The organism is Micromonospora tarapacensis, assembly GCF_019697375.1.
GTDB classification, from domain to species: domain Bacteria; phylum Actinomycetota; class Actinomycetes; order Mycobacteriales; family Micromonosporaceae; genus Micromonospora; species Micromonospora tarapacensis.
On record NZ_JAHCDI010000004.1, the window covers coordinates 2,304,879 to 2,325,670 of the forward strand.

Annotated in this window: 15 protein-coding genes and 4 pseudogenes; 8 read left to right on the plus strand and 11 right to left on the minus strand. The window is 74.0% G+C overall.

The genetic code is table 11. The features are described from left to right. Positions 1-4 precede the first annotated feature (4 nt). The 3 genes and pseudogenes from accB to KIF24_RS16395 form a co-directional block, all read right to left on the minus strand. A pseudogene (gene accB, locus KIF24_RS16385) lies at positions 5-572 on the minus strand (acetyl-CoA carboxylase biotin carboxyl carrier protein). Then, positions 569-2,268: pseudogene (locus KIF24_RS16390) on the minus strand (acetyl-CoA carboxylase carboxyltransferase subunit alpha). Before KIF24_RS16390 ends, accB begins: the two co-directional pseudogenes overlap by 4 nt. Further along, positions 2,265-2,591, minus strand: coding sequence for a TcmI family type II polyketide cyclase (locus KIF24_RS16395; RefSeq protein ID WP_221084783.1), 327 nt, complete (start codon positions 2,589-2,591; stop codon positions 2,265-2,267). The pseudogene KIF24_RS16390 and the gene KIF24_RS16395 overlap by 4 nt, the downstream one beginning before the upstream one ends. A gap of 395 nt (positions 2,592-2,986) precedes the next feature. Between KIF24_RS16395 and KIF24_RS16400 the strand changes: the two genes are divergently transcribed. The 5 genes from KIF24_RS16400 (at position 2,987) to KIF24_RS16420 (ending at position 6,949) form a co-directional block, all read left to right on the plus strand. Further along, a complete protein-coding gene (locus KIF24_RS16400) occupies positions 2,987-3,826 on the plus strand; it encodes an AfsR/SARP family transcriptional regulator (protein WP_221084784.1) in 840 nt (279 codons plus the stop codon). An 88-nt stretch (positions 3,827-3,914) separates the two neighbouring features. Next, on the plus strand, positions 3,915-4,262 hold the full coding sequence (locus KIF24_RS16405) for a TcmI family type II polyketide cyclase (RefSeq protein WP_221084785.1): 348 nt from the start codon (positions 3,915-3,917) through the stop codon (positions 4,260-4,262). 11 nt (positions 4,263-4,273) lie between these two features. Beyond that, a complete protein-coding gene (locus KIF24_RS16410; RefSeq protein WP_221084786.1) occupies positions 4,274-5,623 on the plus strand; it encodes an FAD-dependent oxidoreductase in 1,350 nt (449 codons plus the stop codon). Between the two features lie 742 nt (positions 5,624-6,365). After that, positions 6,366-6,539, plus strand: coding sequence for a hypothetical protein (locus KIF24_RS32955; protein WP_230415671.1), 174 nt, complete (start codon positions 6,366-6,368; stop codon positions 6,537-6,539). Between the two features lie 203 nt (positions 6,540-6,742). Then, positions 6,743-6,949, plus strand: coding sequence for a hypothetical protein (locus KIF24_RS16420; protein WP_221084787.1), 207 nt, complete (start codon positions 6,743-6,745; stop codon positions 6,947-6,949). Between the two features lie 201 nt (positions 6,950-7,150). On the opposite strand, the gene KIF24_RS16425 is transcribed toward KIF24_RS16420, so the two are convergent. The 5 genes and pseudogenes from KIF24_RS16425 to KIF24_RS16445 form a co-directional block, all read right to left on the minus strand. Beyond that, a complete protein-coding gene (locus tag KIF24_RS16425; protein WP_221084788.1) occupies positions 7,151-8,704 on the minus strand; it encodes a hypothetical protein in 1,554 nt (517 codons plus the stop codon). 170 nt (positions 8,705-8,874) lie between these two features. After that, a complete protein-coding gene (locus KIF24_RS16430) occupies positions 8,875-10,965 on the minus strand; it encodes an APC family permease (RefSeq protein ID WP_221084789.1) in 2,091 nt (696 codons plus the stop codon). Positions 10,966-11,095: 130 nt separating this feature from the next. Next, positions 11,096-11,491, minus strand: a complete 396-nt coding sequence (locus KIF24_RS16435; protein ID WP_221084790.1) for a hypothetical protein — start codon at positions 11,489-11,491, stop codon at positions 11,096-11,098. A gap of 255 nt (positions 11,492-11,746) precedes the next feature. Then, positions 11,747-12,535, minus strand: a complete 789-nt coding sequence (locus KIF24_RS16440) for a DUF5995 family protein (protein WP_221084791.1) — start codon at positions 12,533-12,535, stop codon at positions 11,747-11,749. 89 nt (positions 12,536-12,624) lie between these two features. Further along, positions 12,625-15,511: pseudogene (locus tag KIF24_RS16445) on the minus strand (helix-turn-helix transcriptional regulator). Positions 15,512-15,704: 193 nt separating this feature from the next. On the opposite strand from KIF24_RS16445, the gene KIF24_RS16450 reads away from it, so the two are divergent. Next, positions 15,705-17,192 carry an adenylate/guanylate cyclase domain-containing protein gene (locus KIF24_RS16450; RefSeq protein WP_221084792.1) on the plus strand — a complete coding sequence of 496 codons (1,488 nt, stop codon included), beginning with the start codon at positions 15,705-15,707 and terminating at the stop codon, positions 17,190-17,192. Positions 17,193-17,540: 348 nt separating this feature from the next. Here the strand turns inward: KIF24_RS16450 and KIF24_RS16455 are convergent, their stop codons facing one another. Together KIF24_RS16455 and paaI are read right to left on the minus strand one after the other, a co-directional pair. Beyond that, positions 17,541-18,107, minus strand: coding sequence for a dienelactone hydrolase family protein (locus tag KIF24_RS16455; protein WP_221084793.1), 567 nt, complete (start codon positions 18,105-18,107; stop codon positions 17,541-17,543). A 145-nt stretch (positions 18,108-18,252) separates the two neighbouring features. Further along, positions 18,253-18,645: pseudogene (gene paaI / locus KIF24_RS16460) on the minus strand (hydroxyphenylacetyl-CoA thioesterase PaaI); the annotation flags it as partial. Positions 18,646-18,839: 194 nt separating this feature from the next. Here paaI and KIF24_RS16465 point away from each other — a divergent pair. Next, positions 18,840-19,598, plus strand: coding sequence for a class I SAM-dependent methyltransferase (locus tag KIF24_RS16465; protein WP_221084794.1), 759 nt, complete (start codon positions 18,840-18,842; stop codon positions 19,596-19,598). A gap of 123 nt (positions 19,599-19,721) precedes the next feature. After that, positions 19,722-20,429, plus strand: a complete 708-nt coding sequence (locus KIF24_RS16470) for an MBL fold metallo-hydrolase (protein ID WP_331461158.1) — start codon at positions 19,722-19,724, stop codon at positions 20,427-20,429. A 20-nt stretch (positions 20,430-20,449) separates the two neighbouring features. Here the strand turns inward: KIF24_RS16470 and KIF24_RS16475 are convergent, their stop codons facing one another. Further along, positions 20,450-20,785 (minus strand): hypothetical protein, encoded by a 336-nt coding sequence (locus KIF24_RS16475; RefSeq protein WP_221084796.1) that lies wholly within the window; start codon positions 20,783-20,785, stop codon positions 20,450-20,452. Positions 20,786-20,792 lie beyond the last annotated feature (7 nt).

Genomic DNA, 20,792 nt, shown 5'->3' on the forward strand with positions numbered 1-20,792 from the left:
CGCCTCAGGCCCGGTCCAGGGCAACCAGCGGTTGGTCGTACTCCACCGGCTGCCCGTCGGCCACCAGCACCTCGGTCACCCGCCCGGCCCGGTCGGCGGCGACCTCGTTCATCAGCTTCATCGCCTCGACGATCCCGATGACCTGTCCCGGCCGGACCACGTCACCGACGGCCACGAAGGGCGCGGCGCCCGGCTCCGCCGCCCGGTAGAACGTCCCGACCATCGGCGAGCGGACGGTGGCACGGGGGCGGGATCCGCCGGGGCGGACCCGCGGTCGGTGCGACCGCCGGCCGGGCGGACGCTGGGGCGGTGTGGCCGCCGGAACCCACCACGGCGGATGCTCCGCCCGAACCTGGTCCGGGCTCGGCCGGCTGCGCCCACTCCACCTCCAGTTCCGCGTCCCCGCAGCGCAGCCGCAGGCGGCGTACCGGGCCGCCGAGTTCGGCGACGAGCTGGCCAGCGTGCCGGCGCAGCCCGGTCAGCGTCGCCTCGTCCGCCCGCTCGGCCGCGCTCGGCGGCCGGGCCGCCGGAGGGCCGGCAACCGCGGGCCCGGCCTCGACCGTGCCGCTCACCGGGCACCCGCCCGGGCACCGGCGCGTGCCGCACCGAACCGGCGGAAGCGTCGCCGGCGCTGCTGGACGAGGGTCGCCGCCGGCACGTCCAGCAGCGGTAGCAGGTTCGCCAGCAGCGCCTGGCGCACGGCCCAGGCCGCCGCCTCCGGGTCGTCGGCGGCCGAGCCCTCCGGTTCGGGCACCACCTCGTCGACGACCCCGAGTCGGCACAGGTCCGGTGCGGTCAGCCGCAGTGCCCGAGCCGCCTGCGGCGCGGCCGTGCGCCCCGGCCAGAGGATCGCGGCGCAGCCCTCCGGACTGATCACCGAGTACACCGCGTGTTGCAGCATCAGCACCCGGTCGGCGACGGCCAGGGCAAGCGCACCGCCGCTGCCCCCCTCCCCGGTCACCACCGTCACGACCGGCGTGGGCAGCGCACTCAGGGTCAGGATGTTCTCCGCGATGGCGGCGGCCTGGCCGTGCTCCTCCGCGTCGACGCCCGGGTCGGCCCCCGGGGTGTCCACCAGGGTGACCACCGGCAGTCCGAGACGGGCGGCGAGCCGCATCAGCCGCAGTGCCTTGCGGTGCCCCGCCGGAGTGGCCATCCCGAAGTTGCGGGCCGCCAGCTCGGCGGTGGTGTGCCCCTTCTGGTGGCCGATCACCATCAGGTTCCGGCCGTCGAGCCGCGCCAGCCCACCGACCACCGCCGGGCAGTCGCCGCCGAGCCGGTCACCGTGCAGCTCCGTGAAGCCGTCGAAGGCGCTCTCCAGATAGTCCAGCGTGGTCGGGCGGCCGGGATGCCGGGCGAGGCGTACCGTCTCCCAGGCGTCCCCGGACGGCGCCCCGGCTGGCCGGGTGGCCGGCTGGCCGGCCGCGGCGACGCCGGCACCCCCGAGCCCGTCGCGGGCCGGCGCCCGCCGCCCGCCAGGGCGAGCAGGGTCGCCAGCCGGGCGCGCAGTGCGTGCCGGGGCACCACCATGTCGACCTGACCGTGCCGCAGCAGGAACCCGGCGGTCTGGAACCCGTCCGGCAGGGTGCGCCCGGTCACCTGGCGGATCACCCGCGGGCCGGCGAAGCCCATCCGGGCGCCGGTCTCGGCGAGCACCAGGTCCGTGCTGGTGGCGAAGGAGGCCGCCACTCCCCCGTAGGTGGGGTCGGTCAGCACGCTGACGGTGAGCAGCCCGGCCTCGCGCAGCGCGGCGATCGCCTGGCTGATCGTGGCCATCTGCATCAACGACAGGGCTCCCTCCTGCATCCGGGCGCCGCCGGAGGCGGTGACCAGGATCAGCGGGACGCCCGCGTCGAGCGCCTGTTCGGCGGTACGGGTGATCAGTTCGCCGACCGCACAGCCGAGACTGCCGCCGAGGAACCGGAAGTCCATCACGGCGAGCGCGCAGCGACACCCGCCGACGGCGGCGGTGCCGCAGAGCACCGCCTCCGGCAGCCCGGTGTGGGCGCGGGCGGCGGCGAGTCGGTGCGGGTACGGCAGCACGTCGACGAAGCCGATCGGGTCCGTCTCGACGGCCCGGTCGGGCAGTGCTCGGAACGACGACGGGTCGACCAACTGGCTGATCCGTTCCGGCGCGGCGAGCCGGGCGTGCAGACCGCACTCCGGACAGACGTCGAGATTGCGGCGCAGCCGCTTGCGGTAGAGCAGTGTGGCGCAGCCACCGCACCGGGACCAGAGCGTCTCGCCGGAGGGCGCGGTGGCGGTCACGGCCGCCGCCCGTCGAAGTGGTAGAAGCAGCGGGCCATGGCGTCCCGGGGTGAGCGCCAGTCCGGCCGGTAGGGCGAGATGTACGGACGCAGCCGCGCGCTGACCCTGGCGAACTCCGGGTGTTCCCGGGCTGCCTCCACCGCGTCGTCGCCGGTGGACTCGGTCTCCAACAGGTGCACGTACAGGTCGTGCAGGCGGTACAGCGACCGATGCCGGACACCCACCAGTCGGGGCAGCTCGGTCGTGTCGGACTCGGCGAAGATCTCGGCGACCGCCGTCTCGGCGGTCGGGAGCACCTTCGCGACGATCAGCGTGCGGTCCATGCTGATCCTCCCAGGCCGGTGGACGCCACCGGGTGTGCCCGGATGGCTGCCGACACGATGCGGGACGAGCCGTCACCCGGGCGTCACCGGCACTCGCTCACGAAACCCAACTTGGTGACGCTGCGTTGACGCACACTGTGTATCAGCTGAGCGGACCCACAGCCCTTGTCTGCGACGACTGGCCAGTTCAGAGGGGTTTTCACAGAGAGATACGCAGCCATGTTACCGACAGGGTTGTTGACCCAGAGTAATTATGATTGATAATCTTCGTGGCGGTCAGTCCCGGCTCCGCACGCCCGTGCGACGGTCCCAGCGAGTCGACAGTGGCGGCACGGCGGCCACGCCGGGGCCCGGCCGATGCCCGCAACCGACGCGTTTCCGCAGGGGGTGCCGCCGTGGCCGCCGATCCGCCCACGCCGACCACCGGCCAGCGCCACGACGCCGAGGTGCGGCTGCACCTGCTCGGCGGATTCCGCCTGACGCAGGGCGAGACGACGGTGGCGGTGCCCCGCGGCCTGCAACGGATCATCGCGCTGATCGGGCTGCGCCCCGGCGCCACCCGCACCCACCTCGCCGGGCTGCTCTGGCCGGAAACCCCGGAGGACCGGGCCCTCTCCTCGCTGCGCACCGCGCTGTGGCGGCTGCGCCAGGATCCCTACTGCCCGCTGACCACCCCCGCCGACACCGTCCGCCTCGACCCGCTGGTCCGGGTCGACGTCAACCAGCTGGTCGACACGGCCGCCCGGGTGCGCGACGGCCAGACGCCGGACGACGCCGCGGAAGCCCTCGCCGCCGGCCGGCACGACCTGCTCCCCGGCTGGTACGACGACTGGGTGCTGGCCGACCGTGAACGACTGCGCCAGCTCAGACTGCACATGCTGGAACAGGTGGCCGGCCAGCACCTGGCCGCCGGACGCCACGGCGAGGCGCTGGAGGCGGCACTGGAGGCGATGGCCGCCGAACCGCTGCGCGAGACACCGCACCGGCTGGTCGTCCGCATCCACCTCGCCGAGGGCAACGCCTTCGAGGCGGTGCACGCCTACTACGTCTACCGCGACCTGCTGCTACGGGAACTACGGCTGGAACCGTCGCCGGCGATGAGCGCGCTGCTGGCCGAGACCCTCGAACCGATCCGCCGGGCCAGCCGACCGGCCAGCGGACCACGCCGGCACCTGGGTTCGCGAGCCGCGTTCCAGCCCGTCGACGTGCGTCACCACCCCGATCCCGCGCATTGACGCGCAGGTGACTGCCCGGGGACAGGGTGGGGGAACAGCGGTCGAACCCCGGCAGCCGCCCGGGACAGGCCACGGTGAGAGGGGTCCGATGAGCCGTCTAGTGATCGTCAACAGGATCATCCCGGGCGCGGAGGGGCGCGTGGCGCAGATCTTCGCCGAGTCCGACGCGACCGAGCTGCCCACCCTGACCGGGGTGCGCCACCGGTCCCTGTACTGCCTGCACGATCTGTGCGTACACCTGATGGAGACCGACGACGTCGGTGCGGACGCCCTCGCGGCGGCCCGCAACCACCCGCTCTACCGCCAGGTCAACGAGCGGTTGTCCGCCCACACCTCGCCGTACCTGCCGACCTGGAGTTCGCCGCGGGACGCGATCGCCAACTGCTTCTACCGCTGGGACGACGCGAGCGTTCCGGCGCCGCGTATGGCCGGCTGACGGGCGACGCCGTGGCCTCCCGAGCACCGCACGTCCTGGTCATCGGCGCGGGCACCGGCGGCCTCTGCCTGGCGCACGGGCTGCGCCGGGCGGGGATCAGCGTCGCCGTCTACGAACGGCACCGCGGCAGGGGCGACGGGCTGCTCGGCTACCGGGTGGGCATCGGCCCCACCGGCAGCCGGGCGCTGCGCGACTGCCTACCGCCCGAGCTGTTCGAGATCTACCTGGCCACCTGCGCCCGCTCCCCCCGCTACTTCAACGTCCTCAACCAGAAGCTGCGCCACACGGCGTCCTTCCCGCTGCGGCCGGACACCCACCCGGTCGACTCGGAACGGTCGGTGGCCCGGATGACGCTGCGCCAGGTGCTGCTGACCGGCATCGCGGACGTCGTGCACTTCGACCGCACCTTCACCCGGTACGAGCAGCACGACGACGGGACGGTCACCGCCCACTTCGCCGACGGCGGCACCGCCACCGGCGACCTGCTCGTGGCGGCCGACGGCACGCACTCCGCGGTCCGCCGCCAGTATCTGCCGCACGCGGTCATCCGGGACGCCGGCACCGTCAACATCGCCACCCGGGTGCCACTCACCGACCACACCCGGGCGCTGTTGCCGGAGACCGTGCAGCGGGGCATCTCGCTGATCTTCGGCACCGGTGGGGTGATGGGCGTGCTACACGTCATGGAGTTCAAGTGGGACCGGGACGGTCGGCTCAAGCCCGGCACCGCCCCCGCCGCCGCGGCGCTGCTCGCCGAATGGCCGGGGCTACGCCACGACCCCACCCGCGACAACATCAACCTCGTCGTCTGGAGCACCGCCCGCCGGTTCCCGCCGGACGTCATGCGCCGACGCGGCGCACAGCTGATCCAGGTGGCCCTGGACCTGACCGCCAACTGGCATCCCCACCTGCGGGAGCTGCTCAGCCTGGCCGACCCCGACAGCGCACTGCCGATCCGGGTGTCCACCTCGGAGCCGGTACCGCCGTGGAAGAGCAGTGCGGTCACCCTCCTCGGTGACGCGATCCACACCATGACGCCAGGCCGGGGTGTGGGCGCCAACACCGCGCTGCGGGACGCGAACCTGCTGCGGCGGCAGTTGATCCTCGCCACCTCCGGCGAGAAGACCCTGGTGCAGGCGGTGGCCGACTACGAGGCGGTGATGGTGCCGTACGGCTTCGCCCGGGTGGCCGACTCGCTGGGCCGCAGCGGCACCAACGGCGACGACCGCATGTACCGACCGGTGTTCGGCCGGCTCGCGCTGCTCGGGGCCCGGGGCTACTTCCGGGTCACCAGCCGGGTCCCCCGGCTGCGGCGCAAGTTCGTCGACGACTTCTACACCTACCGAGGTGAACAGGACTGATCCTCCCCGCCACGAACCCGGTGCCCTCGACGGTTCCGGGGTCGTGGCGGGCCGCGGTCCATCCACACCGTCCGTTCGGTGTCGCGCACCTGCGGTAGCCTCCCGGTCCCCCGCACGGACTGTTACCTGGCCCGCCTGTTGCCCCGGCCGCGCGTGTGCGAAGCTGCGGCGAGTTTTTCTCGCGACGATTTCGGACGTGAACCTCAGGGAGGATCAACGTGGGCGAGTCCTTCGGGAACTGGCTGATACTGCTCGTGGCGCTGCTGGCCGGACTGGCAGTGGGCTGGGTGCTGCTGCGCGGCCGGCGGGACGAACCGCCGGCACCGACGAGCGGGACGGCGAGGGAGGCGGCGACCACCGAATCGACCCCAGCGGCTGACACTGGAACCGTGCCGCCGGTCACCACGGCCCAGCCGGCGGACCCCGAGCCCGAGCCGGCCGGCACCGAGCCGGCCACCGCCCGGCCCGAACCGGTCGACGCCGAGCCCGCGGCCACGGGGGCGGAGGGCGACGGGGCGGCACCGCCCGCCGAGGTCGAGTCGGACTCCGTCCCCGCCGGACCGACCGCAGACGCGACCCCGGCGCAACGCCCGGCCGTCGCCACCCCGCCGGTGCGGCCCCGGGTCTCCCCGAGCCCGCCGACGCGGCCACCGCCGAGCCGGCCGACGCCGAGCCGGCCGAGCCGGCCGCGGTTGGCGCCGCACCGGACGACTTCCGGCGCATCCAGGGTGTCGGGCCGAAGATGGCGGCCGCGCTGCACGACGCGGGCATCCGGACCTACCGGCAACTGGCCGAGTTGGACGAGGCCGCGCTGCGGGAAACCATCAAGGGCGCCGGGCTGCGTGCCACCGCCAGCCTCGTCACCTGGCCCCAGCAGGCGAAGGTGCTGGCCACCCAGGCCGACGAGAACGTTTGACCGCCGGGGCGTGGACTGCCCGGATGGGCAGTCCACACCGGCGCCCCGGGCGCATGACCTCCGCGCCCGGGGCGCCGGTGCCGGCAACGGCACTGCGGGGCGACCCGAGGCACCGCTGTCGCGCCGGCCTCCGTTAGCCGCTCGGCCCGGTTGGGTACAAGGCCCCACACCTTGCAACCCACCCCGACCCTGTGGAGGAAGCCATGCGTGGCACGTCGATATTCGGTGTTCTCGTCGTGATCTGGCTCGTCATCGGTGCCATCGCCGCCGGACAGCGCGGTTACTACAGCGACGAGGAGACCAACTGCGCCGAGTTCGGCACCATCCTGGTGACCATCGTCGCCGGACCGCTCAACTACATCGGCGCGAACCCGCAGGTCGACTGCGAACTGCCGCAGCCCTCCCAGTGAGCCCCACCAACCTGAACCGGGTGGCGCTCGCGCACCGCGGCCGGCCCCCGCTGTCGGGCCGGACGGAAGGTTGAGGACGGTTCGGTGACGGTCCGTGCGGCCGTCCGAGTCCGTCGACGTACGGCGGGTGCGCCCGGCCCTACCGCCACCGGTCGGCAGGACCGGAGGCAGAGGCCGGGCGCACCGTGACGGCCGCGCCGCTCAGCGGAAGCAGTGGGCCACCGGCACCTTGCTTCCCTCGCAGTTGGTGGGGTTGTTCTCGATGACGATGCTCTCGGCATCGATCTTGACCTGGGCCCGCTCGGCCTGTATTCCGCCCGCCTTCACGGTGGCCTGGTTGCCCGTCACCCGGCTCCGGTAGAGCGAGGTGGAGCCGGCCGTCACGAACAGGCCCGCGCCCTGGGACTGCTTGCCGACCGCGTCGTTGCCCTCGACGTCGCTGCCGCGTACCAGCAGGTTGGACCTCTCGCTGTGGATGCCGCCGCCGTTGCCACGGGTGGTGTTGCCCCTGATCACGCTGTCGTCCACCGGCATCAGCCCCTGGAAGGTGGAGATGCCGCCGCCGGAGACGCTGGCGACGTTGTCCCGCACGGTCAACTGCCGGAGCACGAGCACCGCGTCGGAGTTCGCCAGGCCACCGCCGACCTCGGCGCTGTTGTCGGCGACAAGGCTGTCGAAGACCTTGGTACGGGCGGAGAAGCTGGCCAGACCGCCGCCCTGGCCGGCATTGTTCTGCACGAAGGCCGAGGAGTAGACGTCTCCGGCGGCTCGGAAGTTCGCCAGGCCACCGCCGTAGCTGACCGCACTGTTGTGCCGGAACTCGGTGCGGTGCATGGTCATCACACCACCGTTGAGCAGGCCCCCGCCCTTGCCCTGGGCGCCGGCGGCCCGGTTGCCGATCAGCTTGCTGTCGCTGATCAGCAGGTTGCCGTCGTTGAAGATGGCACCGCCGCCGCCCTCCGCCGACCGGGAGGTGCTGCCGATGACGGTGACCCCCTCGACGACCGCGGTCGCACCGTGCACGATGTGGATGCTGCCGCCCTCCGCCGCCGACCGGCCGTTGCGCAGGGTGACGTCTTTCAGGGTCAACTCGCCACCGTCACGGACCGTGAAGAACCGGAACTCGTCGGCGTGCACGGCTCGGACGATGGTCGCGTCCGCGCCCTCGATGGTGATCCCGTGGTAGATCACGGGCAGGCCGGCCTTGTCGTCCGCGGGGTTACGCGGCGGCGCCTCGGCGTCGCCCGGATTCTCGGCGGCATCGGCGGCTTCCCGCGCGTCGCGGATCCCCCCGTCGTACTCGTCGACCTGCTGGAAGGCGTGGGTCAGCTGGTAGGTGCACTTCTCCGCCAGTCGCAGGGTGCCGCCGCCCTCGGCGTTCACCCGCACCAGCGCCGCGATGAGCCGGGCGGGGTCGCAGGGCACCCGCACCGCCATACCCTGCGGCGGGCGGCCGTTTCGGCCGGCGGGCCGGTCGGCCGGGTCGGCGGAGGCGTCGTGCCGCCACTCGGGACGCTGCGGGTCGGCGCCCCGGCGTTGCGGTGTCCCGTCGAGCCCGGGCACATCGTGCTGCAACATCCCGGCGGGCTGGGCCGGGCTCGGCACCGCCGGGTCGCGGTCGGCGGCCGAGGCGGTCACGGCGGTCAGGCCCGCCGCTCCGGCCACCAGGCTGCCGGCCACCAGGCCACCGGCCAGCAACCACCGGGATCGCCGGCCGGGTCGGGTGGACCCACGGCTCCCTTGGTACGTGGACATCAGGGTTCCTGCCTCTCGTGCATGCGAAAACACGGCCACACCCAACCGGGCGCGGGGTGGCTGACGTCGCCTCAGCCCACCAGAGGTCACCGTACGGCGATAAATTACCCAAATCCGTCATACGTGAATAAGTACGCCATTCGCCTTCATGTCCCCCGATGCGGACCGTCTCACCCGCCGACGTGGATGCCCGGCCGGCGGGCCGGATCGGGCTCCGACTTGCGCAGGATCTCCCGAACCACCGGCGGAGTGTCCCCCCGGCCCAGGATGAGATACCGCAGCAGGTGCGCGATCGGGTTCCCCTCCGACCACTCGAAGTGCGCGTGCGGGCGGATCCCGGTGGCGTCCCGCAACGCCAGCAGGATCGCGGCGATCGCGTTGGGCGCCGCCGGGCTGCTGGCCCGCAGCACCCGGTAGCCGCCCACCTCGACACCGCAGACCCGCAGCACGTGGCGGAACCCCGACGGATCGACCACGTCGACCTCCAGGAAGAGCACGTCGGTCCCGCCCGGCACCGGGTTCAGCCCGCGCTGGGCGCGCTCCTTGATGGTGTACTCCTTGACGGCACCGCTGTGCCGCTTGTTCGCGATCAGGTGCAGCCGACCGTCGTGGCCCACCGAATCAGCGATGAACCGCCGTGCCGCATCGTCGAACTCGACCCGCTCCGCCCGCAGTTCCGTGGTCCGGGTGACCCGCGACACCAGTGAGACCACGATGATGCCGAGGATGAACAGCCCGGAGATGGCGATCCCGTCCGGCTTCTCGATCACGTTCTCGACCAGCGCGTACAGCAGGACGAGGGTGAGCACGGTGAAGCCGACCGCGACGCCACGCTGCCGCCGGCCGGCCGCGGCGATCGCCACCGCCACCGCGGCGGAGACCATCATCGCCAGGATCCCGGTGGCGTACGCTCCTGCCTGCGCGTCGACGTCGGCGCGGAACACGACGGTCAGCAGGATGCAGACCAGCGTGTAAACGATCACCACGGGGCGCACCGCCCGCGCCCACTCCGGTGCCATGCCGTAGGACGGCAGGTACCGCGGCACGATGTTGATCAGCCCGGCCATCGCCGACGCACCGGCGAACCAGAGGATCAGCACGCTGCTCACGTCGTAGACGGTGCCGAACGCCTCACCGACGTGCTCGTGGGCGAGATAGGCCAGCGCCCGCCCGTTCGCCGCGCCGCCCGGTGCGAACTCCTCCGGTGGGACGAGCACCGTGGTGACGAAGGTGGTCGAGAGCAGGTAGATCGACATGATCAACGCGGCCACGGTGAGCAGCCGCCGGGTGTTGCGGATCCGCGCGGCCAACCTGGCCGATGCGTCCGGCCCGTCGCCGGCGACCAGCGGCATCATGCTCACCCCGGTCTCGAAGCCGGACAGGCCGAGCACCAGCAGCGGAAACGCCAGCGCTGCGGTCAGCGCCACCTGGCCCGGCCCACCACTCGCGGTCAGCGCCGCCGTCCAGTCCGCCAGCGTGCGCCGATCACCGACGAGTTCGACAAACGACACCCCCACGATCACCGCGTTCAGCACCAGGAACGCGGCGACGAGCGGGACGGCCACGGCCACCGCCTCCCGGAAGCCGAGCAGGAACACCCCACCGAGGATCAGCAGCAACAGCACGGTGACGGCGACCGCGACGGCGGTCCCGCCGAACGCCTCCGGCAGGTACGGGTTCTGCAGCATGTGCACCGTCGCGTCGGCCGACGAGAGGGTGATCGTGACGATCCACGAGGTGGCGACGAAACCGAGCAGCACCAGCACGAATATCTTGCCGCGCCAGAACGGCAACAACCGCTCCAGCATCGCCACCGAGCCCTGGCCGTGCGGGCTGTCCCGGGCCACCCGACGGTACATCGGCAGCATCCCGAACAGGGTCAGCACCACGATCAGCAACGTCGCCGCCGGGGACAGCGCCCCGGCGGCCAGCGCCGCGATGCCCGGCAGGTACGAAAGGGTGGAGAAGTAGTCCACGCCGGTCAGGCACATCACCCGCCACCAGGCGTGCGACCGGGCCTGCCCCTCGGCGGTCTCCGGGCCGACCGGCTGCACCTGGTGGACGAACAGCCAGCGGCGCAGCCGACTCTCCGGCCGGACCGGGCCCGCCGGGACCGCCACCTGCTCGGGAACGGTGACCGCCCGGCCCGCCCGCTCGCCCTTGTGGGTCGGGTCCCGCGCGGCGCGCAGCGCGGGCTCGGGCGCCCCGGGCGCCGGACGACGGCGTTCCCGGCCTCGTCGCCCCCTGGTCCCGTCCCCCATGCCCCCGCCCTCGCCGTTGTTGAACCGACCGTAGGTGGTGGTCGGACGCCACCTCGCCGGAAACGGCCGTTGCCCGCCGTGCCGGCCCGGCCGTCGCCCCACCTGGGCCGGGGCCGGACCGGCCGCTCGCTCAGCCGCCGCCCGGCGCCGTCAGCACCCGGGCCAGGACGGCGGGGTCGACCACGGTGACCGTCATCCCGGGGTGCCGCAGCCAGTCCCCGGGCAGCAGGGCGGGCACCGGCCGGACGAAACGCACACAGAGCCCGGCCACGGTGCTGCTACCGAAGGTGACCCCCCGGTCCGCACCGGACAGATGCGGACCGATCGCCCGCCACCAGCGGTACGGACCACCCAGTTCCACGCCGGCGACGTTCTCCCGGCCGGTACGCAGGCGCCACGGCCCGAACCGAACCGCCAGATCGGCGGCGTCGACCCGCACCCAGGCTGTCGACGGCCGGACCCCGAGCAGGGCCAGCAACGGGCGCAGCGGTGGGTCGAACCGGAAGTCGAAGAGTCGTCCGTTCATCCCCGGGCTCCCCGGCCGGCGCGGTCTCCCGGCCGCGCGGGGCGAGGCGGAGCGGCGGGACGCGGTCGGGGCCGGGTGGCGGGACGGCGCCGGGACACAGCGGTCATGGCGGCGGCGTACCCCGCAAGGGCCGGCCGACACCCCCGGGCCGGCCGGCCCCTGATCCCCGTGGTCACCCTCCGGGCGATGCCGCCCGGGCGGGTCGGATGTCCCCGCGCTCCGCCCCCGTGGCGGAGCGCGGGAACCCCGTACCGGCTACTGCAGGAACGCCCCGAGGGGCGACAGCAGCAACCGACCGAGCGCGGCGGCGGTGTCGTCGAGCCGCCTGCGCTCACGCTCGTGCAGGTGCGGGTCGTGCCGACACCGCCAGACCCGCTGCGCGTTGCGCCAGGCGACATCCCGCGTGTACCCGATCAGCTCACCCTGGTACCAGTCGTCGATGTCGCCGTTGAGCATGTCGATGAGCAGTTGCCACTGCTCGAGATAGCCCCGGCGCAGGCCAGGGATCTTGTCGGCGAAGATCTTGTTGATCTCCAGGTAGTCGCGGTGCTGATCGCTGCCGTCGACCGGCTCGGACTCCAGGTGGTCGAACGTGGTCACCAGCGCGAACGGCAGGTCGAAGTTGATGTGCGCGTTCACACCCGCCGCCGCCGAGGGCAGCGGACGGGCGTCCGGGCCACGCATCCGCTCGAACAGGCAGGCCCAGGCCCGCGGCGTGCTGGGGCTGGAATCGCTCCACAGCCGCAACGCGTCGAAGTACCGGGCGGCGAACTCCACATCCAGCCGGGACAGGAAGACCGGGTCGGCGAACCGGTCGGCGTAGAGCCCGTCCAGCACGCTGGTGGTGATGGTGAGATAGAGCTTGTTGAAGTCGGCCAGCGGACAGCTGTCCAGCAACGGAGGCAGGCGGACCAGCATGTCCTGCAGCTTGGTCAGGTGGTCGACCACGGCGGGCACGTCGGTCGGGTGATCGGCGAGCAGGTCGACGATGTCCCGTTGCACCGGCCCCCAGACCGGTTCGCCAACCTCGCCCTGCTCGCTCATGTCCCCTCCAGGCTGCTCGCCGACGCCGTCGTGCCGTTGCGACGCCGGGCCCAGCCTCTCAGGCACCACCCCGGTGGACATCAGTAGAACTACGTATCCGACACCTGCCCGCGGCTACGCAGGAAGATGGCGCTCGCCTGTACGCGGGTGCGCACCTGGAGCTTGTCGAAGATGTGCGAGACGTGGACACCGATCGTCCGCTCGCTGATGAACAGCCGCTGGCCGATCTCCTTGTTGGTCAGCCCCTCGGCCACCGCGGCCAGCACCTCGCGTTCCCGGACGGTCAGCGCGGCGAGTTCCTCGCCGCCCGGCCCGGCCGTCGCCGCAGCGCCCACCGGGCCACGCTCCTCCAGGGAGACCCGGGCCCGCCCCGCGAGAGTGCGGATCTCGTCGGTCAACGGCACCGCGCCGAGCCCCTGCGCCATCTGGTACGCCCGGCGGAGCAGCTTGGCGGCGGTGGCAGTCCGGCGGCGCCGCGCCAGCAGCGCCTCGGCCTGACGCAACCGCGAGTACGCCGCCGGGTACGGGTGGTTGCGATGGTCCCACTCCGCGGCGGCCCGCCCCCACAGCTCCGGGTCGCTGCTGTCGAGCCGGCTCACCTCGGCCGCGCACAGGGCGAGGTACCCGTCGACCACGTAGCGCACCGGCCGGGCCGCGCGCTCGCTCCGGCCGGCCACCCGGTCGGCGATCTCCCGCAGCCGACGCACCGCGTTGTCGTCCACCGCCACGGCCCGGCTGGCCTGCGCCTCCGCCTCGGCGCGCAGGCCGTGCCAGACCAGCACGGCGAGGATGACCAGGTCGTCGGAGCGGGTCTCGGTCAGACCCCGCTGCACGGCGTGCCGGGCCACCTCGTGCCGCCCCTGCCACATGGCCAGCCCGGCACGCAGCGTGAGCAGCGGGATGACGTGCCGCGCCCCGCCGCCGGCCAGGATGGTCGCCACCGCGTCCAGGTCCCGGTCGGCCGCCTCGACGTCGCCGTAGCCGACCGAGAGCCGGCAGCGGGCCAGCAGCAACTCGACCGCATCCGCGCCGGAGGGGCGGTGTCGCAGCGCCGCCGCGACGACCTTCTCCGCCTCGGCCCACTGCCCCACCCGGAACAGGCCGTTGGTGGCGATGGCCAGCAGCCGGGTCTCGTAGGAACGACCCAACCCCAGCTCGGCCACCCGCTCGGCACCCCGGCGGGCCACCACCACCCCCTCCTCGAGGATGTTCAGCGGCCCGGTGAGCAGCTCGGCCAGGTGCAGGTAGGCCAGGGCGACATCCTCCGGGCGACCGGCGCGTTCTGCGGTGGCCAGGGCCCGGCGCAACACCGCCAGACCCGCATCCGGATCCTGGCGGTACGCCTGCGAGAAGCCCAGCGCCGCGCTGGCCAGGACCACCTCCGTGGTGGCTCCGTCCACCTGTTCGGCCAGGGTCAGCGCCTCCCCCGCCCGCAGGCCCGCGTCGGCGTACCGCCCGAGCTGCAACAACAGCTCCGCCAGGCGGGCCGCCGCGGTGGCCCGCTGCCGGGGTGCAGTCGGCGGCGTCGAGCGCCTGCTGGTACTCCACCTCGGCCAGGGCCGACCGGCCGGCCGCGGCCAGGTAACGGGCCCGCCGGACGTGCAGCTCGCAGACCGGAAGGCCGGTGTCGGCGCCGGCCAGCTCCTCCAGCAGGGCCAGCGCCCGGGCGTACTCACCGCAGTGGTGGGCGGCCTCGGCCGCACGGCCGAGCAGGGTGGCCCGGTCGGCACCGGGCCGCCCGTCGGCCAGCTGCAGCGCCACCGACCAGTGCCGGTGCGCCTCGGCGTAGCCGTACAGCCGCTCCGCCTCCTCCGCGGCGGCCACCGCCGCCGGCAGCGCCCGCTCCGGCTCGCCGGCCAGCCGCCAGTGGTGGGCCAGCCGGGCCTGGTGCAGCTCCGCGGGGGCCGAGGTGAGCGCCTGGGCGTAGCGGCGGTGCAGCGCGGCCCGCTCGGCGGGCAGCAGCTCCTTCTCCAGCACCTCGCCGACGAGCCGGTGGCGCAGCCGGTAGCCGTCGTGGGAACCGACCAACAGCCGGTGGGAGACCGCCGCCCGGACCGCGTCGAGCAGGTCGTGCTCCGGCAGCTCGACCACCCGGGCCAGCAGCCGGTGTTCGACCGGTTCCACCCCGGCGGCGACGGCGTGCACGGCCCGGTGGGCGGGCTGCGGCAGGGCGTCCACCCGGGCCAGGAAGACCTCGCGCAGGGTGTCGGAGACCCCGTCACGACCGTCACGCAGATCCCGGGAGAGTTCCTCGACCACGAACGGGTTGCCGCCGCTGCGCTGCCACAGTTGCTCGGCCGCGTCCGACGCGAGCGGCCGGCGCATCACCGCCGCGGCGAGTTGTGCGGTGCCCGCCCGGTCCAGCGGGGCCAGGTCGAGCACCCGCACGGAGCGCAGCCGGCGCAACTCGGTGAGCACCCGGCGCAGTGGATGTGCCCCCTGCAGGGACTCGGAGCGCACCGCCGCCAGCACCGACAGCTGCAGATCGCCGAGACCGGCGAGCAGGTAGAGCAGCAACTGGCGGGTTGTCCGGTCGACCCACTGCAGGTCGTCCAGGACGAGGACGAGCGGGCGTCCCCCGGCGATCACGCTCAACCCGCGCGAGACCCGTTCCAGCAGCGCGCCCGCGCCGTCCGGACCGGCCCGGTCCTCGGCGAACACGGCGAGCAGGGCGCGGACCGACGCGGCGGCCGGTGGGGCGAGATCGGCGTCGAGGCGGCGCAGCGCCTGCCGCACCGGGTGCAACGGCGAGGCGTCGCCGATGTCCAGACAGGAACCGGTGAGCACCAGGGCACCCGCGCCGCGGAGCCGCTCGCCGATCTCGCGCAACAGCCGGGTCTTGCCCACACCACTCTCACCGGTCAGGAACACCGCCGCCGTGTGGCCCGGCGCCACATCGTCGAGCAGCGCGGCACGCACCGTCGCGACCAGGTCGGCCCGACCGACGAGCGGTGTGGTGTCCACGTCGCTGGCCATGGCTCGCAGCCTAGTCACAGGCACCGTCCCCGTTCTACCGCCGTCTGTCGTCGTTCCTCCTCATCGCGTCGACATTGCGACCAAAGGTTGCGTCCGGCCGACATACGTCGTTCTGCCGATCCGCCGTCAGACCGGGGGTGACAGGCTCCGCACATCGTCGGGACGCACGGGGGGAGAGGCGGGTGCGATCGCCATGCCCAGGTCTGTGGTCACGGTTCCCGGGTCCGCCGGGCGGGTGGGCTGGCCGGTGGCCGAGGAGAGGCGGACGGTCACCGTCCTCTTCGTCGACATCGTCGGCTCGACCCGGCTGGTCGACCGGCTCGACCCGGAGGACGTCCGGGCCCTGCAGCGGGCCTACTTCGGCGCGGTCGCCGGGGTGCTGCGACGGTGGAACGGCGCGGTGGAGAAATACGTCGGCGACGCCGTGATGGCCCTGTTCGGCGCGCGCTCCGGGGACGGGTGGGAGGCGTACCGGGCGGTGCGGGCCGGGCTGGAGATCCAGCGGGCGCTCGACCGACGCCCGCTCGCCTCGGCGCCCGGCCTGCGGGTGCGGGTCGGAGTGGCCACCGGCGAGGCGGTGGTCGACCTCGCGGCCAGCCACCAGGGCGGGCACGGCATGGCCAGCGGCGCGGTCATCACCCTCGCCGCCCGGCTGCAGGAGTACGCCCCGCCCGGCGGGGTGGCGGTCTGCCCGGCCACCCACCGGGCCGTCTCCGGGCTGATCGCGCAGCGCCGGGCACCCGCGGTGACGGTGACCGGCAAGACGCTGCCGGTCGACGTCTGGCATGCCACCGGCACCCTGCGGCCCCGACCATCGGACCACGACGGCCCGCTGCTCGGCCGGCGACGGGAACTCGCCACCGCCCGGGAGCAACTCGTCGAGGCGGTGCGCGGCCGCGGCGAGCGGCGCCTGCTGCTTCTCGGTCCGGCCGGTAGCGGGCGCACCCGCCTCCTGCGGGAGCTGGCCCGGACGACGCCCACGGTGGACGGCGCCCCGGTGCGGTGGTGTCTGGCGGCGTGCCCGCCCTACCCGGACGGGCCGCTGGAGCCCGTCGCGGACCTGGTCCGCGGCCTCACCGAGGCACCCGTCGCCGCCACCCCCGACGCGGTACGCGGCCGGCTGGCCACCGCCCTCGGCGCACTGGTGCCCGCGGATCGGCTCGTCCCGGCACTGAACACGGTGGAGGATCTGCTCGGTGCGACCGGCACCGCGGCGGCCGCCCGGGCGGTGGTGTGCTGGCGAGAGGTGCTGCTGAGCCTGGCGCGGCGGCAACCGGTGGTGGTGGCCGTGGACGACCTCGACCGCTCGGCGCCGGCGCTGCGCCGCAACCTGGACATCCTGGTCGAACAGGCCGGCGCGGCCGGCCTGCCGCTGGTGCTGGTCGCTACCGGCGCCCAGGACACCGGCGACCCCGCCCGGCCGACGGCCCGGGTGCGGCTGCGTCCGCTCGACGCGGTGACGACCGGCCGGCTGCTCCGGTCGCTGCTGCGCCGGGCCGGGCAGCCCGCCGGTCTGGCGGCGCGGTTGATCCCCTGGCCGGCGGCAACCCCGGGCACGCGGTGGCCTACGTGCGCTCGCTCACCGGGGACTCTCCGGCGCAGCTGCCGGTCCCGGAGAGCGTCCGGCGGGTCGTCGACGCCCGGCTGGACCGTCTCGACGGTACGCGGCGGGCGGCCCTGATGGCCGCCGCCGCACTGCCGCCGGGCTGCACCGCGGCGGAACTGGCCCGCGTTCTGCACTGGCCGGCCGCCCGGGCCCACGCGGAGCTGGCCGCCCTGACCAATTCCGGCCTGCTCGTGCCGCTACCGTCCGGCGGGCACGACCTCGCCGACCCGGTGGTGCGGCTCGTCGCCTGCGCCCGGCTGCCCCGGGCCGTGCGCGCCGTCTTCACCTACCGGGCCGGCACCGGCGCGTCGCCGGAGGCGGGCCCGGGCCGGCTGCTCCGGGCCCGGGCGGGGATCGGCGACGGCCGCCGCCGCGAGCCGCCGGCGCCGGCGCGCCACCGGTTGCCGGCCACGGGCCGCCGGCTCAGGAACGGGCCAGGAACGCCAGGACCCGGCCCCAGGTCAGCTCGGCGGCGACCGGATCGTGGTCGGCGACGGTCGGATCGGTGAAGAGGTGCCCCGCTCCGGGGTAGCGGTGCACCACGAGGTCGGCCCCGGCGGCGGTCATCTCCCGCTGCCACTGGTCGACCTCGTCGGGCGGGTCGTAGGCGTCCGGGTCGGCGAGGTGCAGGTGGACCCGCAGGCCGGGGCGGACCGCGGCCGGGGAAGCACCGGTGCCGTGCAACAGGAGCAGCCCGGCGGTGCCGGGGCGCTCGGCCAGCATCGCGCCGGCCACTCCGGCGCCCATCGAGAACCCGCCGAGCACGGTGCCGGGCGGCAGCCCGTCGAGCGCCGCGCGGGCCCGGTCGAGAACGGTCTGCTGGCCGATCCGGTCCAGCAGGGCGAATCCCTCCTCGACGCTGCCGACGGCGGGTACGCCGTACAGGTCGGGCGTGTGCACCTGGTGCCCGGCGGCACGCAGCCGGTCGGCGGCCGTCGACACGGCCGGCCGCAGCCCGTACACGGAATGAAAGAGCACGACGTGTTCCATCGGGACATGGTGCCCGACCCCGCCGGCGGCGCCCTGCCGGCACGCGCGGGACACCCGCCGGCCGCCCGGGTCAGTCGCGGCCCACGGTGGCCGGTCCGTCGTCCCGCTCCCCCGGTGCGTCGTCCCCGGAGCCGTTGGAGCGCCGGAGCACCCGGCTGTGCCCCCGGAACTCCGCGACCACCTCCCCGCCCTCGCGGCTCACCGTGACGTCGTAGACGCCGCTGCGGCCGTACCGGGTGCGTTCGGCGGCCCGGGCGATCAGCAGGTCGCCCTGGCGGGCCGGACGGACGAAGGTGATGTCGGCGCCGGCGGCGACGGTGGCCGGACCGTGACTGTTGCAGGCGAGCGCGAAGGCGGTGTCGGCCAGCAGGAACACGAAACCGCCGTGGGCGATCCGGTGACCGTTGACCATGCTGCCGGTGATCCGCATCCGGGCCACCGCGTTGCCGTCGGCGGCACTGAGCAACTCGATGCCGAGCCGGTTGGACGCGACATCGGCGTCGAACATCTCGTGCGCGGCGGTGCGCTGCGGATCCATCTTGCTCCCAGGTCCGTCGCGGCGGGGCCTACCCTCGCCACGGACATCATGGCACCGCCTCGCAGCGGCGGCCGGGTCGGACCGGCAGTGCCGACCCGACCCGACCCGATCATCGCCACGCCATCCTTGCGCAATTGCAAAAGATTGGCAACAAGGCTGGACACGGAAGCTGCCACGTAACTAGCCTGCTCGGCATGACCCCTTACATCGCCGATGCCGACGCCTGGCAGGAAAGCTGGGACCGGCAGCAGGAGGCGTACCTGCCGGACCGGGAGCACCGGTTCACCGCCATGCTCGACGCGGTCGACGCCGTCCGCGAGACCGCGTCGCCCCGACTGCTCGACCTCGCCGGTGGCACCGGCACCATCTCGCTGCGGGCGCTGCGCCGCTTCCCCGACGCCGAGGTGACCCTGGTGGACCTCGACCCTGCCCTGCTCGCCCTCGCCACCGCCTCCCTCGGCGACCGGGCCACCATCGTCTCCGCGGATCTCAGCCGGCCGGACTGGCCCACCGCGCTGCCGCACCGGCGCTACGACGCCGTGCTCACCGCCACCGCGCTGCACTGGCTGCCCGCGGAACGACTGAGCACCCTCTACACGGAGATTCGCGACCTGCTCCGGCCGGGCGGTCTGTTCGTCAACGCCGACCACATGCCCGACGACGACCTGCCCGAGTTGACCAAGCGGCTGCTCGCCCGCGCAGCGCAACACCGCACGGCGCGGCACGCCGCGGGTGCCACGCTGTCCTGGGCGCAGTGGTGGGACCAGGCGGCGCAGGATCCGACGCTGCGCCCACTCGTGGAGCAACGCCACGCCATCTACCCGTCGGGGCACAGCCCGGAGTGGACTCCCCCGGCCTCCTGGCACCTCACCGCCCTCAAGGACGCCGGATTCACCGAGGTCGGCACCCTCTGGCGCGGCGCCGCCGACGCCGCAGTCGTCGCCGTCCTCTGACCCCAGCCCCCGCGATCATGGAGTTGTGGTCGTTGACTCCTCCGCATTCGCCCCATCCGTCCAGTGCCACAACTGCATGATCGCCGAGGCCCGGGCGGGGAGCGCGGGCGCTAGGGTGCGGTGGTGGTCGAGTTCGAGCATCTTGTCGGGCGGGTGTGGCTCTGTCCGGGTGACCCCGATCCGGATCTGGTGCAGGCCGGGGTCGCGGTGATCGTCGACGAGCGGGGCAGCGTGCTGGTGGACGCGGGGCAGAGCCCGTCGCACGCCCGCGAGATCCAGGCCGCGTTGCTCGCCGCCGGTCTACCCGCACCCCGCTGGCTGGTCTACACCCATCATCACTGGGACCACGTCTGGGGCGCCTGCGCGTGGCCGGATGTGGAGATCGTCGGGCACGTCAGCGGCGCGGAGCTGCTGCGCGCCGAGGCGACCCGGCCGTGGAGCGTCCGCTACCTACGCGAGGAGGTGCTACGCAACCGCCGGCTCGGGCCGAGCTTCCGAGCCCGTGCGCTCGCCGTCGACTCCTGGGACGAGTTGCGGGTGCTGCCGCCCACCCGCGTCTTCACCGACGAGGTGGAGTTGCCCACCGGCGTGCTGGTACGCCACGTCGGCGGCCGGCACGCCCCGGACTCGACCGTCGTGGTGGTACCCGACTCGGGGGTCATGCTGCTCGGTGACAGCTGGTATCCGCCGCCGGCGCACCTGCGCACGCCGGCGGACGAACCGGACCTCGCCCTGGTCGGCCGACTGCTCGACGACGACATCGGCTGGTACGTCTCCAGCCACAGCCCGCCGTTGCCCCTCGCCGAGGCCCGGGCGGCGATCGCCGGCTGAGCGGGGACGGCCCGGCCGGGTCAGCGGGCGCGGCGTTCCGGATGGGCCCGGTTCCAGGCCCGCATCCGGTCCGGGTACCCGACCTTGGCGGCCTCGTAGAGCGGGATGGCGTGCCTGCGGGCCATGGCGCCGGCGGCGCGCGGCGTACCGGTGCGACGGCGGATCCACTCGCCGTCGTGCGCGATGGCCATCACCGTGGTGTCGGTGGCGGTGGTCTCCGGTTCGAGGTAGAACTCCACCCCCTGCCGGCTGGTCGCGAACCGCTCCAGCGCGGCGAGGTCCTCGGGGGTGGCCTCGCGGTCGAGTTTCGTCGGGGTGCCCTGCGCGGCGCGTGGCCGTCGGCTGAACCAGCCCATGCCCGCC

Bases quoted from the DNA above. Each gene is read 5' to 3' on its own strand.
- KIF24_RS16405 (WP_221084785.1), top strand. From the start codon at position 3,915: ATGAGCCGTCTAGTGATCGTCAACAGGATCATCCCGGGCGCGGAGGGG.
- KIF24_RS16465 (WP_221084794.1), top strand. From the start codon at position 18,840: ATGACCCCTTACATCGCCGATGCCGACGCCTGGCAGGAAAGCTGGGAC.
- KIF24_RS16435 (WP_221084790.1), bottom strand. From the start codon at position 11,491: ATGAACGGACGACTCTTCGACTTCCGGTTCGACCCACCGCTGCGCCCG.
- KIF24_RS16425 (WP_221084788.1), bottom strand. From the start codon at position 8,704: ATGTCCACGTACCAAGGGAGCCGTGGGTCCACCCGACCCGGCCGGCGA.
- KIF24_RS16430 (WP_221084789.1), bottom strand. From the start codon at position 10,965: ATGGGGGACGGGACCAGGGGGCGACGAGGCCGGGAACGCCGTCGTCCG.
- KIF24_RS16440 (WP_221084791.1), bottom strand. From the start codon at position 12,535: ATGAGCGAGCAGGGCGAGGTTGGCGAACCGGTCTGGGGGCCGGTGCAA.
- KIF24_RS16475 (WP_221084796.1), bottom strand. From the start codon at position 20,785: ATGGGCTGGTTCAGCCGACGGCCACGCGCCGCGCAGGGCACCCCGACG.
- KIF24_RS16450 (WP_221084792.1), top strand. From the start codon at position 15,705: ATGCCCAGGTCTGTGGTCACGGTTCCCGGGTCCGCCGGGCGGGTGGGC.
- KIF24_RS16395 (WP_221084783.1), bottom strand. From the start codon at position 2,591: ATGGACCGCACGCTGATCGTCGCGAAGGTGCTCCCGACCGCCGAGACG.
- KIF24_RS16420 (WP_221084787.1), top strand. From the start codon at position 6,743: ATGCGTGGCACGTCGATATTCGGTGTTCTCGTCGTGATCTGGCTCGTC.
- KIF24_RS32955 (WP_230415671.1), top strand. From the start codon at position 6,366: ATGGCGGCCGCGCTGCACGACGCGGGCATCCGGACCTACCGGCAACTG.
- KIF24_RS16455 (WP_221084793.1), bottom strand. From the start codon at position 18,107: ATGGAACACGTCGTGCTCTTTCATTCCGTGTACGGGCTGCGGCCGGCC.